The 15,837-nt window shown below is 71.1% G+C and carries 16 protein-coding genes and 1 pseudogene; 13 read left to right on the forward strand and 4 right to left on the reverse strand.

Translation table 11 applies throughout. The features are described 5' to 3' along the window. A pseudogene (locus AB0F10_RS37515) lies at positions 1–441 on the forward strand (SAM-dependent methyltransferase); the annotation flags it as partial. 17 nt (positions 442–458) lie between these two features. After that, entirely contained in the window at positions 459–971 is a 513-nt protein-coding gene (locus AB0F10_RS37520; RefSeq protein ID WP_360636609.1) for an SRPBCC family protein, read from the forward strand. Here AB0F10_RS37520 and AB0F10_RS37525 read toward each other — a convergent pair. Further along, positions 968–1,708 carry a VOC family protein gene (locus tag AB0F10_RS37525; RefSeq protein ID WP_360636612.1) on the reverse strand — a complete coding sequence of 247 codons (741 nt, stop codon included), beginning with the start codon at positions 1,706–1,708 and terminating at the stop codon, positions 968–970. The two genes, AB0F10_RS37520 and AB0F10_RS37525, sit on opposite strands and share 4 nt — an antisense overlap. Before the next feature lie 145 nt (positions 1,709–1,853). Here AB0F10_RS37525 and AB0F10_RS37530 point away from each other — a divergent pair, with 145 nt between their 5' ends. Together AB0F10_RS37530 and AB0F10_RS37535 are read left to right on the forward strand one after the other, a co-directional pair. Beyond that, positions 1,854–3,020, forward strand: a complete 1,167-nt coding sequence (locus AB0F10_RS37530; RefSeq protein WP_360636615.1) for a helix-turn-helix transcriptional regulator — start codon at positions 1,854–1,856, stop codon at positions 3,018–3,020. 155 nt (positions 3,021–3,175) lie between these two features. Next, positions 3,176–3,457, forward strand: a complete 282-nt coding sequence (locus tag AB0F10_RS37535; RefSeq protein ID WP_360636618.1) for a hypothetical protein — start codon at positions 3,176–3,178, stop codon at positions 3,455–3,457. On the opposite strand, the gene AB0F10_RS37540 is transcribed toward AB0F10_RS37535, so the two are convergent. Next, entirely contained in the window at positions 3,441–3,902 is a 462-nt protein-coding gene (locus AB0F10_RS37540) for a phage tail protein (RefSeq protein ID WP_360636621.1), read from the reverse strand. The genes AB0F10_RS37535 and AB0F10_RS37540 overlap by 17 nt on opposite strands. A gap of 144 nt (positions 3,903–4,046) precedes the next feature. Next, positions 4,047–4,334 carry a hypothetical protein gene (locus AB0F10_RS37545; RefSeq protein WP_360636624.1) on the reverse strand — a complete coding sequence of 96 codons (288 nt, stop codon included), beginning with the start codon at positions 4,332–4,334 and terminating at the stop codon, positions 4,047–4,049. 118 nt (positions 4,335–4,452) lie between these two features. Here AB0F10_RS37545 and AB0F10_RS37550 point away from each other — a divergent pair, with 118 nt between their 5' ends. Further along, positions 4,453–4,803, forward strand: a complete 351-nt coding sequence (locus AB0F10_RS37550; protein WP_360636627.1) for an ADP-ribosylation/crystallin J1 — start codon at positions 4,453–4,455, stop codon at positions 4,801–4,803. 25 nt (positions 4,804–4,828) lie between these two features. After that, positions 4,829–5,581 (forward strand): hypothetical protein, encoded by a 753-nt coding sequence (locus AB0F10_RS37555; protein WP_360636630.1) that lies wholly within the window; start codon positions 4,829–4,831, stop codon positions 5,579–5,581. A 24-nt stretch (positions 5,582–5,605) separates the two neighbouring features. On the opposite strand, the gene AB0F10_RS37560 is transcribed toward AB0F10_RS37555, so the two are convergent. Continuing rightward, positions 5,606–5,926 (reverse strand): hypothetical protein, encoded by a 321-nt coding sequence (locus AB0F10_RS37560; RefSeq protein ID WP_360636633.1) that lies wholly within the window; start codon positions 5,924–5,926, stop codon positions 5,606–5,608. Positions 5,927–6,115: 189 nt separating this feature from the next. Here AB0F10_RS37560 and AB0F10_RS37565 point away from each other — a divergent pair, with 189 nt between their 5' ends. The 7 genes from AB0F10_RS37565 to AB0F10_RS37595 form a co-directional block, all read left to right on the forward strand. Next, positions 6,116–9,055, forward strand: coding sequence for a glycoside hydrolase family 3 C-terminal domain-containing protein (locus AB0F10_RS37565; RefSeq protein WP_360636636.1), 2,940 nt, complete (start codon positions 6,116–6,118; stop codon positions 9,053–9,055). A gap of 54 nt (positions 9,056–9,109) precedes the next feature. Continuing rightward, on the forward strand, positions 9,110–10,114 hold the full coding sequence (locus tag AB0F10_RS37570; protein ID WP_360636639.1) for a LacI family DNA-binding transcriptional regulator: 1,005 nt from the start codon (positions 9,110–9,112) through the stop codon (positions 10,112–10,114). Positions 10,115–10,249: 135 nt separating this feature from the next. Continuing rightward, a complete protein-coding gene (locus tag AB0F10_RS37575) occupies positions 10,250–11,560 on the forward strand; it encodes an extracellular solute-binding protein (RefSeq protein ID WP_360636642.1) in 1,311 nt (436 codons plus the stop codon). Continuing rightward, positions 11,557–12,465 (forward strand): sugar ABC transporter permease, encoded by a 909-nt coding sequence (locus AB0F10_RS37580; RefSeq protein ID WP_360636645.1) that lies wholly within the window; start codon positions 11,557–11,559, stop codon positions 12,463–12,465. Before AB0F10_RS37575 ends, AB0F10_RS37580 begins: the two co-directional genes overlap by 4 nt. Next, positions 12,462–13,295, forward strand: coding sequence for a carbohydrate ABC transporter permease (locus AB0F10_RS37585; protein WP_360636648.1), 834 nt, complete (start codon positions 12,462–12,464; stop codon positions 13,293–13,295). Before AB0F10_RS37580 ends, AB0F10_RS37585 begins: the two co-directional genes overlap by 4 nt. Positions 13,296–13,305: 10 nt before the next feature. Next, on the forward strand, positions 13,306–15,558 hold the full coding sequence (yicI, locus tag AB0F10_RS37590; RefSeq protein WP_360636651.1) for an alpha-xylosidase: 2,253 nt from the start codon (positions 13,306–13,308) through the stop codon (positions 15,556–15,558). A gap of 29 nt (positions 15,559–15,587) precedes the next feature. After that, a partial coding sequence (locus tag AB0F10_RS37595) for a dihydrodipicolinate synthase family protein (RefSeq protein WP_360636654.1) occupies positions 15,588–15,837 on the forward strand: 250 nt, incomplete at its 3' end.

Here is a 15,837-nt window from a genome sequence, read left to right on the forward strand (position 1 = left end):
CGGGCGGCGGCCGAGCTCGCCCGGGTCTGCCGGCCGGGCGGGACGGCCGCGGCCTACGTCTGGGACTACGCCGAGGGCATGGCGATGATGCGGCACTTCTGGGACGCCGCCGTCGCCCTCGACCCGGGCGCCGCGCCGCTCGACGAGGCCCGGCGCTTCCCGCTGTGCCTGCCCGGACCCCTCGCCCGGCTGTGGGTGGGCGCCGGATTCGCCCGGGTCGACACCCGGCCGATCGAGGTGCCGACGGTGTTCGCCGGCTTCGACGACCTGTGGCGGCCCTTCCTCGGCGGCCAGGGACCGGCACCCGGCTATGTCGCGGCGCTGCCGTCGCGGCGGCGCGCGGCGCTACGGGACCTGCTCCGCGGGCGCCTGCCGGCCGAGCCCGACGGGTCGATCCGGCTCGCCGCCCGCGCCTGGGCGGTACGCGGCACCGTGCACTGATGGACGACAATGGCGGCATGCCTGTCGTTGAGGCGACCATCGTCGTCCCCGTGCCACCGGATGTCGCCTTCGCCGTGTCGCAGACCACCGCCCCGGTGCGGTACCGGTGGGATCCCTTCGTGCGCGAGCAGCATTTCGTCGACGGCGCCACCCGGCCCGCCAAGGGCGTGCGCACCTTCACCCGGTCCCGGCACGGCATCGCGATGATCAGCGAGTACGTGTCGTTCCACCCGCCGACCAACGTCGGCATGAAGATGGTGCGCGGGCCCTGGTTCTTCGAGATGTTCGGCGGCGGCTGGCGCTTCGCGCCCGCACCGGACCGGCCCGGCCACACCGTCGCCACCTGGCGCTACAACTTCCGGTGCCGGCCCGCCGCGCTGCGCCCGGCCGCCGAGCGGATCGGCACGTGGCTGCTCGGTCGCGACATCCGCCGGCGGATCGCCGGGTACGCCCGGGGCTGTGAGGACCCGGCCGTGCTCGCCGCGGCCCGCCAGGCCCTCGCCGACCGGGCCGAACAGGACCACCCCTAGACCGTCGGTATCAGGCAGAACGGTTTGCCGGCCGGGTCGGCGAAGACGCGCCAGTTCGGTTCGTCGCCGGCCAGCCGGGCGGCGCCCAGGCCGAGGACGGCCCGCTCGGCCGAATCCAGGTCGCGCACCGCCACCTCGAGGTGGAACTGCTGCGGGAACGCCGGATCCGGCCAGCGCGGCGCGGTGTACCCCGGCACCTGCTGGAACATCACCGGCTGCGCGCCGTCCTCGCCGATCATGGCGATCCCGTCCCCCTCGTACGTCACCGGTTTGCCGAGCAGTTCCGCGTAGAACCGGCTCAGCGTCGCCACGTCGGGGCAGTCGAGCATGACGCCCATCAGCGTGGTCCGCGGCACGTCCGGGTTGAGGCACAGGTCGAACGGGTGGCCGGCCGGGTCGGCAAGCGTGTGCCACTGCTCGTTGCGGCGCAGCACGGTGGCACCGAGCCGCTGTGCCCGTTCCGTGGCCGCGGCAAGGTCCGGCACCCGGAAATCGAGGTGGGCCTGCTGCGGACGGTCCTGGCCCGGCCAGCGCGGCGGCACGTGGTCGGCGGCCGGCTGCAGGCCGACCCGCCAGCCGTCGCCGGCATCCAGCGTGATCCAGTCGTCGTCGCCGTCGGGTACGCGTCGCCAGCCCGCGAGCCGCTCGTAGAAGGTGGCGAGGCGATCGATGTCCGGGGCGTCCAGGGCCACGGCCAGCAGCGAGCCGATCGCCGGCCGGTGCGGTGCGGAGGTCATGCCCCGATCCTGCCGACCCGCGGGCAGGCCCGCCACCGGGGCGCAACGCCGCCGAGAGTCGGTGACACCGAGCGGTACCGTCGACCGTGGCGGCCGGACTTGCGGCCGGCCGCCGCCCTGACCGCAAGCAGGGATGTGACGACCGATGGACCTCGCCGACGAACTCCTCCGACTACGTGTACAGCGCCGCCTCTCGTACCGGCGGCTCGCCGCGCTCTCCACGGTCAGCCCCAGCCAGATCAGCGACCTGGAGAAGCGCCGGCGGCGACCAACCCGCGAGATCATCGCCGCTCTCGACCAGGCGCTCGGCGCGCACGGCCGCCTCCTGGCGTCGCTGCGCACCCCGGCGCCGGACGACGTCGAGGGCGAGCTGGAGGCGCTCGAGCCGGCACAGCGCGCCGCCGCGACCGACGTCAGCGACGGCACCCTCGACCGGCTGGAGCGGGCCGCCGACGCGATGGCAATGTCGTACGCCACCGCTGCGCCCATCGACCTCCTGCCCCGGGTGCGGCGACACCTGCGCTACGTTGACCAGCTGCTCGACGGCCGCAGCACGCTGCGGCAGCGTCGCCGGCTGCTCGTGGCCGGCGGCTGGCTGGCGCTGCTGCGCGCCACCCTGCACGTGGACCTACGGCAGCGCGCCGCCGCCGACGCGCACCTTGGGACCGCGGCGGCTCTGGCTGAGCAGGCTGAGCATGCGGAGATCGCCGCCTGGTGCCTGGAGACGCAGGCGTGGGATGCGCTGACCCGCGGCGACTACCGGCGCGCGGTGGACCTGTCCCGCGAGGCTCAGGCCGTCGCGCCGGCCGGAGGTTCCGCGATCGTGCAGGCCACCGCGCAGGAGGGCCGCGCCTGGGCACGCCTCGGAGACCAGGCGGCGACTCGCGATGCCCTGCGCCGCGTCGAGGGGATGGCCGAGCGCTACCCCCAACCCGAGCATCCCGAGCACCATTACCAGTACGACCCGCGCAAGTCCCACTCGTACGCGGCCACGACCCTGGCATGGGTCGGCGACCCTGGCGCCGAGCAGGTGGCCCGCGACGTCATCGCCGAGCTGGAGGCGGAAGGGGCGCGGCCGCGCCGGGTCGCCTCGGCCCGGCTCGACCTCGGGTTGGCGCTGCTGGCAGGTGACAAGCCGCGGCCGGAAGAGGCGGCAGCGGCGGCGCGTGCGGCGATCCGCTCGGGCCGGATCGTGCCGTCGAACTGGTGGCGGGTCGCGGAGGTGGTCGCCGGAGTGGATGGAACCGGTTCGCCGGAGGGCCGCGAGCTGCGCGAAGAGGCCGAGGCGGCGCATCCGCACGAAGAGCGCTGACCCTGTCCGCATCCCTGCGGACGCAGCCGCGTGTGCTGCGGACACCGGCATGCTCCATATTCCGTGATCGCAGGACCACGATCGATCGCGGAGGCGGCGGTCGGTGCCATCGTGAGAGATTCCCGGCCGTCGCCTTCCCGGAGCGGGAGGCAACGATGAGCGAGCACGTGGGCGAGCGGCCGTCCTGGGATTGCCGCAGCTGTGGGATGCCGTGGCCGTGCGACCCGGCGCGCGAGGCCCTGGCCGCCGAGCTGGGTCCGATTCAGCTCGCCATGTACGCCTGGGCCAATCTCGAGCAAGCCGCAGGCGACCTGCCGGGCATGCCCGTGGGCGAGATGTTCGACCGGTTCCTCGCCTGGACGCGGGCTACACCGGCGGCACGATCGATGCCCGATGCCGGGCACCCGGTGGCTCGGAGGGTCAGTACTCGTTCTTGATGACGAAGTAGGTGCCGCGGATCGTTCCGGCCAGCTTCGACTTCTGCCGGGCGAACTTGAACGCCCCGAGTTCCTCCGGAACGTCCATGCCGTCGGAGAGCTTGAATCCGACCGCCCGTTTCCCGCCGTCGTCGATCGTGTACATCACGTTGATCGACAGGCCGCTCTCGTAGAAGACGTACGCCATCCGGATGTTCTCGACCTGGAACTCGGTCGCCTCGAGGGGAGGGGAGGAGATGACGATGCCGCGTTCCTTCTCGAGGATGTGGCTCACCCAGTCGACGGTCGACCGGGCCTCGCTCGCCGGCTCGACCGTGAAGACGTGGTCGTACTTGTTCTTGAAGTATCGGGCCTCGTTCGCCCGCAGGCCGGCAAGCGCGTCCGCGACCGGCGACGACTCCAGGCCGACGGTCGAAACGGTGCCGAAGTCCACCGCATGGGACATGACATCTCCTGTAGGCCTCGGGGTCACGGCCCTGGTCAGCCTAGCGGTGCGCGCGGCCGGACGAGTCCGGCTTCACGGCATGCGGAGTGGAGGCAATGCGCCCGGCGGCCGGCCGGACGCATTGTCATCGGCGATCGGCCCGGATCAGAAGGGGGGCGCGTCCTCGCCCATCAGCGCCAGCACCACGCCGCCCTTGCCCCGCTTGACGCCCTGGACCACGACCTTGCCGGTGCTGCCGTCGGGCAACTCCAGCGTGAAGGTCTTGCCGACCGCGTTCTTGGGGCCGTTGCCGGCGCTGTCGGCGGGCCGGAAGTCGCCTGCCCACGGCGGGACCCCGCCCTTGCGGGCGGGCTCGGCGAAGAGCGCCGCCCTGCCGGGAGTCCGGGTGCCGTCGGCGGCGAGAAGCACTGAGTCGCTGCGATAAGTAGCCATATACCGCAAGGCTAACCCGGACCGCGCTCAATTGCGGCAAGGAAAACTCGGCGTACGGCAAACGGTCACAGGTAGCGACCGGCTTGGCCTGCCGGCACCCTTGAACGATCATGGTCCGGTGCGGGATGCCGAAGTGGTGACGTTGTGGCGGCCGACCGGCCCGGAGGAGCTGGCGCTGGTCGAGGGCTCGGGCTGGCGTGCCTGGCCGCCGCGGCTGCCGGACCAGCCGATCTTCTACCCGGTGCTGAACGAGGAGTACGCCACCATGATCGCCCGGGACTGGAACGTCCCGGCCTCCGGCGTGGGATACGTGACCCGGTTCGAGGTCCGCCGGTCGTTCCTGGACGGGTACGAGGTGCATCAGGTCGGCGGCCGCACCATCCTGGAGTACTGGATCCCGGCCGAGGATCTGGGCGAGCTCAACGCCGACATCGTCGGAACGATCACCGTTGTCGCCGAGTTCCGCTGAACCCCGTCGGGGCATACTTCCACCCATGTCGATGCGGGGACGATGGATCGCGTTCGGCGCGGTGCTGGTGATCGGGGCGGCCGGCGCGTGGTGGTACATCGACCACCGCCTGAGCATGCATCCGGACGTGCAGCTTCACGACACCGCGGCGGCCGACGCCGCGAACAAGGTCGACAACGTGGTCGCCCGGTTCGACTACGACCGCGCCAACCGGGCCGACGAATTCGTGCACAGCGCGGGCCTGCAACCCGGCGTCCAGGTTCTGTCCGTCGCCGGCGAGTCGCACTGGGACACCGGTGTGACCCTGGTGCTGAAGGTGACCGGCAAGGGCTTTGCGACCGGCGAGGACGGCTCGGTGATCCTCGATCGCGACGTCCCGATCTGCTTCCGTCTCCAGCTGGGGCCCGACGATGACAGCCGCGACGACGACATCGACTGCCCGGTGGGCGCGCCGATCCCCACCGCCTCCGATCCGTCGCTGGACAACGTCGACGAGGCGCTGCGAAGCGCCCTGAAATCCGTCGGCCCCAAGGAATCCGCGGTCCGCGCGGCGGTCGCCCGCCTGAGACTCGACCCGGCCGTCAAGCAGGACGTTGTCGCGCAGGACGACGTCGTCGGCGTCGCGTTGCGCGCCTCCCAGTACGACTGCATCGTCGCCCGCGTCACCGCACAGGGCGCGGAACTCTGGCGGCCGTCGCGCATCCAGCTGGCCCCCGGCGAGCTGGACTGCTCCGCGGGGCTCGCCCTGGGCACCACCTTCGGCACCACCCCGCACTGAGCCGGCGCGGCAGGGCCGCGAACGTCATCCCGCACCCTGCTGCCTGACGAAGAGCTCGACGGCGTCCTTGGCCTCTTTCAGCCCGGCGCCGGTGGCCTCGCGGTACCTCTGGATAGCCAGGAGCTTGCGCCCGGCGAGCAGCTCCCGCAGAACCGGCCCCGGGATGCCGGGCTCGGGTTCGCGGATCTCCAGGTGGGCCATGATCAGGTCCAGCTTGCGCTCGACCGACGCCAGCCGGAGAGTCTTGCGGTCGACGGTGGGACGACGGCCGCCGGCGACGAGCGCGAGTATCAGCATCAGCGGCAGGAACACGATGAACGGCACGATCCACTCCATGGCCGCCATTCAACAGCACCGTCCACTGGGTACCGGAACGCCGGATGTGTGACGCGCGGATTTCCGAACGGCGGCGGAACGGCTGTTGCCTCCTCATCGCCCGGCATCTATGGTCGGTAACCATCCCACCGACTCGCGATCACTGCGTGTAGCCGATCGTCGAAGCGCTTCGATTGCGGCGTACCAGGAGAAGGACCCATGCGAAACAGGCACCTCCGGCGTGCTCTCGCCGTGGCCGCGGTCGCCCTCGTCACCCTGGCGGGCGCCTCCGCCGCGGCGAGCGCCGCCGAGCCGTCGTATCCGTTCCGGGACCCCCGCCTGCCCCTCGGCGCCCGCATCGACGACCTTGTCGGCCGGCTCACCCTGGACGAGAAGGTCTCGCTGCTGCACCAGTATCAGCCGGCGATACCGCGGCTCGGCGTCGACTTCTTCAAGACCGGCACCGAGGCGCTGCACGGCGTCGCCTGGTCCACCGACGTGGACGCGAACGGCGCGGTGGTGACCGCGCAGGGCACGGCGTTCCCGCAGGCCGTCGGCCTGGCCAGCACCTGGGATCCGGCGCTGCTGCGGCGGGTCGGGTCGGCGGTCGGCGACGAGGCGCGCGGTTACCACGCGCTGAACCCCCGGGTCTGGGGCCTGAACCTGTGGGCGCCGGTGGTGAACCCGCTCCGGGACCCGCGCTGGGGCCGCAACGAGGAGGGCTACTCCGAGGATCCGCTGCTCACCGGGGCGATCTCCACCGCGTACGGAAAAGGGTTGCAGGGTGACGATCCCGATCACCTGAAGACCGCGGCGACGCTGAAGCACTACGCGGCCTACAACAACGAGACCCGGCGCGACGTCACGTCGTCGAACGTGCCGCAGCGGGTGCTCAACGAGTATGACCGCCGGGCGTTCAAGCCGGCGATCGAGTCGGGCGCCGCGACCGGGGTGATGGCCTCGTACAACCTGATCAACGGCCGTCCCGCCACGGTGGACCCGGACCTGTCCGGGCTGGTCCGCGGCTGGTCCGACCGGCCGTTGTTCAACGTCACCGACGCCTGGGCGCCGACCAACCTGACCGGTTCGCAGGGCTACTACCCGACCCAGGCCGAGGCGGACGCGGCCGTCCTGAAGGCCGGGCTGGACAGCTTCACCGTCAACGACGCCGACGGCGCGCCGACGGTCGCCGCGATCAAGGAGGCCCTCGCCCGGGGCCTGCTCACCGAGGCCGCCGTGGACACCGCGGTCGGGCACGCGCTGAGCATCCGGTTCCGGCTGGGCGAGTTCGACCCCGACGGCGGACCGCACGCGGGGATCGGCCCGGAGGTCATCGACAGTCCGGCGCACCGCAGGCTGGCCCGGGAGGCCGCCGGCCAGGCGATCGTGCTGTTGAAGAACTCCGGCAACGCCCTGCCGCTGGCCCCCGGCGGCAGGGTCGCCGTGGTCGGCCCGCTGGCCGGCACCCTCTACACCGACTGGTACGGCGGCAAGCTCCCGTACGAGGTCACCACCCTGGACGGCATCCGGGAGCGCGCCGCGAGCGTGACCAGCAGCGAGGGCGCGGACCGCATCGCGCTCAGGGACGTCGGCACCGGCCGGTACGTGACCGCGACCGGGACCACCGACGCGAACCCGGTCACCGTCACCGGCGCGACCGCCGACGGCGCCGCCCAGTTCGACATGGTCGACTGGGGCCAGGGCGTCGCGACGCTGCGCAGCGTCGCCAACGGCAGGTACCTCGGCTACAACTGGGGTCCGTTCGTGACCCGCGACGCGCAGCCCAACGGCTGGTTCGTGCAGCAGCAGTTCAAGCTCGAGCGCCAGCCCGACGGCAGCTACGTGCTGCACTACGCGGGCTACGAGACGCAGGAGAGCTGGTTCGGCCCCAACACGTATGTCACCGTCGGGGCGGACGGGGCGCTGACGCTCGGCTCGGCCACCGCCGAGGGCGCCGCCCACTTCGCCCGCGAGGTGCTCAGCAGCGGCGTCGACCAGGCGGTCGCCGCCGTCAAGGGCGCCGACTCCGCGGTCGTGGTCGTCGGCAGCAACCCGTTCATCAACGGGCGCGAGGCGCACGACCGCACCACGATGGCGCTGGGCGAGAGCCAGCAGGCGCTGGTGAAGGCGGTGCTGGCGGCGAACCCGCGGACGACGGTGGTGCTGCAGACCAGCTACCCGGACACCATCACCTGGGAGCAGCAGCACGTTCCGGCCATCCTCTGGACCACCCACGCGGGCGCGGAGACCGGGCACGCCGTCGCCGACGTCCTGTTCGGCGACCGCAACCCGGGCGGGCGGCTGACCCAGACCTGGTACCGCTCGGACCACCAGCTCCCGGCCGACCTGCTCGACTACGACATCATCTCGTCCGGCCAGACCTATCTCTACAGCACGCAGAGGCCGCTGTACGCGTTCGGCCACGGGCTCTCGTACACCAGGTTCCGCTACTCCGGGCTGCGCACGCGGACCCGCGGCGACACGGTGACCGTGTCCGTCGACGTCACCAACACCGGAGGCCGCGCCGGCGACGAGGTCGTGCAGCTCTACACCCACCAGCGCACCTCGCGCGACCGGATGCCGGTCAAGCAGCTGCGGGCGTTCCAGCGGGTCAACCTGGCGCCGGGGCGCACCGCGACCGTCGACCTGCGCCTGAAGATCGCCGACCTGGCGCACTGGGACGTCACCCGCGGCCGCTGGGTCATCGAGTCGTCCACACACGACCTGCTGGTCGGCGCTTCCTCGGCCGACATCCGCCGGCGCGGCACGCTGCGCGTCGCCGGCGAGACGATCCCGGCCCGGGACCTGACCCGGACCACCCGGGCGGAGAGCTTCGACGCGTACGCGGGTGCGCGGCTGGTGGACGAGAGCAAGGCCCGCGGCACCGCGGTGGGCGCGTCCGCCGCCGGCGGCTGGATCGCCTTCAAGGGCTCGCGCCTCGGCACCGCCTTCACCGCCCGGGTCGCGGGCTCCGGCACGATCGAGGTCCGGGTCGGCTCGCCGACCGGCAGGCTGCTCGGCACCGCGCGGCCGGCGGCCACCGCCGATGAATACACGTACGCGACCACGACGGCCCGGCTCGGCCGGGCCGCCGGGAGACAGGACGTCTATCTGGTGCTCGGGGCGGGCCTGCGGCTGGCGACCTTCAAGATCGAATGATCGGTCAGTAGGATTCGGCTGACCAGCAGCAGCAGCGGAACCGGGGGAGGGGCGATGCCGACGATCAGCGACGTCGCCCGCGCGGCCGGTGTCTCGATGAGCACGGTCTCCTACGTGCTCAGCGGCCGCCGGCCGATCTCCGCCGAGACCCAGGCCCGGGTCAAGGCGGCGATCGCCGAGCTCGGCTACCACCCGCACGCCGGCGCCCGGGCGCTGGCCAGCAGCAAGACCAGCGTGCTGGCGCTGGTCGTGCCGCTGCGGGTGGACGTCAGCGTGCCGGTCATCATGCAGTTCGTGACCGCCGTGGTGACCGCGGCCCGGACCTACAACCACGACGTGCTGCTGCTGACCAAGGACGAGGGCACCGCCGGGCTGGAGCGGGTCGCCGGGGCCACCATGGTCGACGCGCTCATCGTGATGGACGTGGAGCGTGACGACGTCCGCATCCCGGCGCTGGGCCGGCTCAAGCAGCCGTCGGTGCTGATCGGGTTCCCCGACGACGCCGCCGGGATCGCCTGCGTCGACCTGGACTTCGCCGCGACCGCCGCCGAGTGCCTGAGCCACCTGGCCGGGCACGGGCACACCCGGATCGCCCTGGTCGGCCCCTCGCCCGCGGTCTACGAGCGCGGCACGACGTACGCGTCGCGGTTCCTGAGCGGTTTCACCGAGGCGTCCGCCCGGCTCGGGCTCGACACGGTCGCGCACCCGTGCGAGCCGGGCGCGAAGGGCGTGCGGGCCTGCCTCGCGCAGATCGACGCGGAGCTGCCGGACGTGTCGGCGCTGGTCGTGCACAACGAGGAGGCGCTGCTGCCGTTGCTGGAGGAACTGCGCAGCAGCGGCCGCCGGGTGCCGCAGGACCTGTCGATCGTGGCGATCTGCCCGCGCGACGTCGCGACCGGCCTGCCGGTGCGGCTCACCTCGGCGGACATCCCGGCGCACGACGTCGGCACGATCGCGGTCGACATGGCGATGAGCCTGCTCGACGGGCGCCGGACCCCGGGGACCCGGCTGCTGCCGCCGACGATCATCGAACGGGACAGCTGCGCCCCCCGCCCCTGAGAAATCCCCCCGTCACACTGTTGACATCCACGGGAGTCGTTCCCTAGCGTCTGCCCAGACCCCGTCATCGAAGCGCTTCGACTGGCCGCGTGTCGAAGCGCTTCAACGGCCTCGGTTCCCCCCTGGGAGGACGGCATGTTCAGACCACGAATGAGCTTCGCCCGCACCATTGCGCTGCTTCTGGCGGCGTCCCTCGGCCTTACCGCTTGCAGCGACTCCGGTTCCGACGACGAGGGCGCCGACGCCAAGTCGCTCACCCTCTGGCACTACGAGGGCCCGACCAGCGCCATGGGCATCGCCTGGAACAGGGCGATCGAGCTCTTCAAGGCGAGCCACCCCGGCGTCGAGGTGAAGTTCGAGGAGAAGAGCTTCGAGCAGATCCAGCAGAACGCCGGCATGATCCTCAACTCGGACAGCGCACCCGACATCCTCGAGTACAACAAGGGCAACGCCACCGCCGGGCTGCTGTCCAAGCAGGGCCTGCTCACCGACCTGACCGGGCAGGCCACCGAGCGCGGCTGGGACAAGCAGCTCAGCCCCAGCCTGCAGACCACCGCCCGGTACGACGAGGACGGCATCATGGGCAGCGGGAAGGTCTTCGGCATCCCGAACTACGGCGAGTACGTGATGGTCTACTACAACAAGGACCTCTTCGCGAAGCACAAGATCGCCGTGCCGGCCACGCTCGCCGAGTTCCAGGCCGCCATGGACACCTTCGTCAAGGCCGGCGTCACGCCGCTCTCGGTGGCCGGCGCCGAATACCCCGCCCAGCAGATCCTCTACGAGCTGGCCCTGTCCAAGGCGAACCGGGCCTTCGTCGACGACTACCAGCTGTACAAGAACAAGGTCGACTTCCACGGGCCCGAGCTGACCTTCGGCGCGCAGGCCTTCGCCGACTGGGTCCGCAAGGGCTACATCGCCAAGAACTCGGCCGGCATCAAGGCCGAGGACATGGGCGTCGCCTTCACCCAGGGCAAGTTCCCGATCATGATCTCGGGCAGCTGGTGGTACGGCCGCTTCGCCACGGACATCAAGAACTTCCAGTGGGGCACGTTCCTGTTCCCGGGCAACAGCCTGCACCCGGGCTCCAGCGGCAACCTCTGGGTCGTGCCGGAGAAGTCCAAGGCCAAGAGCCTGGCGTACGACTTCATCGACATCACCATGCAGCCCGAGGTGCAGGCGCTGCTCGGCAACTCCGGCGGCGTTCCGGTGGCCGCGGACCCGTCGAAGATCACCGATGAGAAGAACAAGGAGCTCATCGCCAACTTCGCCAGGATCTCGTCGAGCGACGGACTGGCCTTCTACCCGGACTGGCCCGCGCCCGGCTACTACGACGTCATGGTCGGCGGCGTACAGGGCCTGATCAACGGCTCCAAGACCCCGGCACAGATGCTCGACGAGGTCTCGAAGCCGTACTACGACAACCTCGCCGACCTCGGCAAATGAGCCGGCCGCGACAGGGAGGCCGGCGCGCCGGCTACGGGGTGTACCTGATCCCGGGAGTGCTGGCCTCCCTCGCGGTGATCGTCGTTCCCCTGGTGATGACCGTCGGGATCAGCTTCACCCGCTGGCCGGGCATCGGCGCTGCGACCTGGATCGGCTTCGACAACTACACCCGGCTGTTCCACGACGTGAACTTCTGGGCCTCGTTCGGCCACATCCTGCTGCTCATCGTGGCGATGGCGGTGATACCGACGCTGCTCGGCCTGCTGCTGGCGGCCGTGCTGTTCGACTACGTCGCCAAGGTCTTCAAGCCCCGCTGGGCCAGCGCCTTCCGGTCGGGCTTCTACCTGCCGCAGGTGCTGCCGGTCGCGGTGACCGGCATCGTCTGGGGCTGGATCCTGCACCCGAGCTACGGCGCGCTGAACCGGATCCTCGAATCGGCCGGGCTCTCCTCGCTGACCCGCAACTGGCTCGGCGACCCGGACTACGCGCTCTACAGCGTCATGGCGATCATGATCTGGGTCCAGCTGGGCTACCCGATCGTCATGTTCATGTCCGGCCTGCAGCGCATCGACCCCGAGCTCTACGAGGCCGCCGACCTCGACGGCGCCGGCTGGTGGCAGCGCTTCCGGCGGATCACCGTGCACCTGATCCGGCCCGAGTTCTACGTGGTGCTGGTGACCACCACCATCGCCGCGCTGAAGATCTTCGGGCCGATCTTCGTGCTGACCCGGGGCGGGCCGAGCAACGCGACCCTGGTGCCGTCCTACTTCGCCTACAAGAACTTCTTCGAGAAGGCGCAGGTCGGCTACGGCTCGGCGATCTCGACGGTGCTCACCGTGTTCATCGTCGTGCTGGCGTTCGTCTTCCTGCGCCTGCAGACCCGCGACCAGGAGATGAACAGGTGAGCGTCGCGCGCCGGTACCCGGCCAGATACGTCGTGCTGGTCACGCTGCTCGTGCTGCTGCTGCTCGTCGTGGCGCCGCTGCTGGTGGTGGCGCTCAACGCGGTCAAGAGCCCGGCGGACTACGCGGGCAACGGGCCGCTGTCCATCCCGCAGTCGCTGCACCTCTCCGGCATCGTCGACTTCTGGAACCGCGTCGACTTCGGCCGCAAGCTGCTGAACAGCTTCGTCACCAGCGCCGTCGTGGCCGTGCTCGGCGTCGTCCTCTCGGTCTTCAACGCGTACGCGCTGGGCATCGGCCGGGTGCGGGGCCGGGTCTGGTTCCTGGTCTTCTTCCTGGTCGCCAACCTGTTGCCGCAGGAGGTGCTCGTCTATCCCCTGTACTACCTGTCCAAGAGCCTGCACCTGTACGACAGCCTGCTCTCGATCATCATCATCTTCACGGTGATACAGAGCGCGTTCGGCACGTACCTGCTCTCGTCGGTGTACGCCGAGTTCCCGACCGAGTTGCTCGACGCCGCCGAGGTCGACGGCGCGGGCCGCTGGCGCACCCTGTGGGGGGTCGTCGTCCCGGTCAGCAGGCCGACCCTCGCGGTGCTGTTCACGTTCTTCTTCATCTGGACCTGGAACGAGTTCTTCCTGCCCCTGGTCTTCCTGATCTCGAACGCCAACCAGACCGTCCCGGTCGCGCTCGGCGTGCTGCAGGGCGACAGGCAGATGGATGCCACCACCACCAGCGCCTCGGCGCTGATCGGCATCCTGCCCGCGATGCTCTTCTTCCTGATCTTCCAGCGCACGCTGACCCGCGGCATCACCGCCGGCGCCATCAAGTAAAGGAACCATCATGAAGTTCACCGACGGCTATTGGCGCAAGCGCGACGGCCTGACTGTGCTGCATCCGGTGCAGCTGCAGGACACCTCGGCGCGGGCGGACTCGCTCACCGCGTACGCGACGGCAAAGCGGGTGCACGGGCGCGGGGACACCCTCGACGCCCCGATCATCACGGTCGCCTGCACCGCGCCCGCGCCCGACGTCGTACGGGTGACGATCAGTCACTTCGCGGGCCAGGTGCCGCGCCTTCCGGTCTTCGAGATCGCGGCCGAGCCGGGCTTCCTGCCCCGGGTCGACGAGACGAGCCTGACCTCGGGCGAGCTGACCGCGCGGTTCGCAGGCGGCGAGGCGTGGCGGCTCGACTTCCTGGCCGGCGGCCGGCGGCTGACCGGCAGCGGGGGCAAGGGCATGGGCATCGTCGACGCCGACGGCGAGCACTACGTGCACGAGCAGCTGGACCTGGGCGTCGGCGAGGCGGTCTACGGCCTCGGCGAGCGGTTCGGGCCGCTGGTCAAGAACGGCCAGTCGATCGACATCTGGAACGAGGACGGCGGCACCAGCAGCGAGCAGGCGTACAAGAACGTCCCGTTCTACATCACCAACCGCGGCTACGGCGTGCTCGTCGACCACCCCGGCCGGGTGTCCTTCGAGGTCGGCTCCGAGCTGGTCTCCCGCACCCAGTTCAGCGTCGGCGGGCAGACGCTGTCCTACCTGGTGATCTACGGGCCGTCCCCGGCGGACATCCTGCGCAAGTACACCGCGCTGACCGGCCGCCCGGCGCTGCCGCCGGCCTGGTCCTTCGGCCTGTGGCTCTCCACGTCGTTCACCACCTCCTACGACGAGGAGACGGTGACCGGCTTCGTCGACGGGATGGCCGAGCGGGACCTGCCGCTGAGCGTCTTCCACTTCGACACCTTCTGGATGCGCGAGTTCAGCTGGTGCGACTTCGAGTGGGACGCGCGGATCTTCCCGGACCCGCCGGGCATGCTCAAGCGCCTCTCCGACCGGGGGCTGCGCACCTGCGTCTGGATCAACCCGTACATCGCCCAGCGCTCGGCGCTGTTCGCCGAGGGCATGGCGGCCGGCTACCTGGTACGCCGGGCCGACGGCGACGTCTGGCAGTGGGACCGCTGGCAGGCCGGCATGGCGCTCGTCGACTTCACCAACCCCCAGGCCCGCGACTGGTACGCGGGCAAGCTGCGCGCGCTGCTCGAGATGGGCGTCGACGCCTTCAAGTCCGACTTCGGCGAGCGCATCCCGCTCGACGTGGTCTGGCACGACGGCTCCGACCCGGAACGGATGCACAACTACTACACCCAGCTCTACAACCGGGTGGTCTTCGACGTGCTGCGCCAGCACCGCGGCGAGGGCGAGGCCGTGGTCTACGCCCGCTCGGCGACCGTCGGCGGCCAGCAGTTCCCGGTGCACTGGGGCGGCGACAACTCGTCGACGTACGAGTCGATGGCGGAGAGCCTGCGCGGCGGGCTGTCCCTGGCGGCGTCCGGCTTCGGCTTCTGGAGCCACGACATCGGCGGGTTCGAGGGGCTGCCCGACCCGGCCGTGTTCAAGCGCTGGATCCCGTTCGGGCTGCTCTCCTCGCACAGCCGGCTGCACGGCAACCAGACGTACCGGGTGCCGTGGCTGTTCGACGAGGAGGCCGTCGACGTGCTGCGCGCGTTCACCAGGCTCAAGCACGCGCTGATGCCGTACCTGTTCGAGGCGGCCGGCCGCGCGCACCGCGAGGGGCTGCCGGTGATGCGGCCGATGATCTTCGACTTCGCCGACGACCCGGCGGTGACGCACCTCGACCGGCAGTACCTGCTCGGCGACAGCCTGCTCGTCGCGCCGGTGTTCAGCGAGCACGGCGACACGTCCTACTACGTGCCGGCGGGCCGCTGGACCGGCTACCTGACCGGCGAGGTGGTCGAGGGGCCGGGCTGGGTGCGCGAGACGCACGGCTTCGCCAGCGTGCCGCTGCTGGTGCGCCCGGACTCGGTCCTGGCGATCGGTGCCCGCGACGACCGGCCGGACTACGACTACCGCGACGGCATCACGCTACGGCTGTTCGAGCTGGCCGAGGGGACCCGGACCACGACCGTGCCGGGGCCGGCGGGCAGCACGCCGGCCACGTTCGAGGTGACCCGCGACGGCGCCACGGTCCGGGTGGTCCGGTCGGGCGACCCCGCGCCGTGGCGGGTGCGATCCGGCGACACCGTGGTGGCGGTGGACGCCGGCGGGACCACCTGCGAGCTGACCCTGGATTAGCGGCGCCCCGGCGGGGGACCCTGGACCTCATGGTGACTCAGCCGCTCTGGACCGGACCCGCCGTCGCGCTCGTCAACCTCTTCGACCATGACGGCGCGGTCGAGGCGAAACGGACGGCGGACCACGCGTCGCGGCTGGTCGCGGCCGGGATCCGCGGGGTGCTCGTCAACGGCAGCACCGGCGAGGCCGCCGCGCTCACCGACGCCGAGCGGGTGGAACTCGTCGCGGCGGTCCGCCAGGCCTGCCCGGGGGTGCCGGTCATCGCCGGCGCCTCCGGCG

The organism is Actinoplanes sp. NPDC026623 (genome assembly GCF_040638275.1).
Classification (GTDB): Bacteria; Actinomycetota; Actinomycetes; order Mycobacteriales; family Micromonosporaceae; genus Actinoplanes.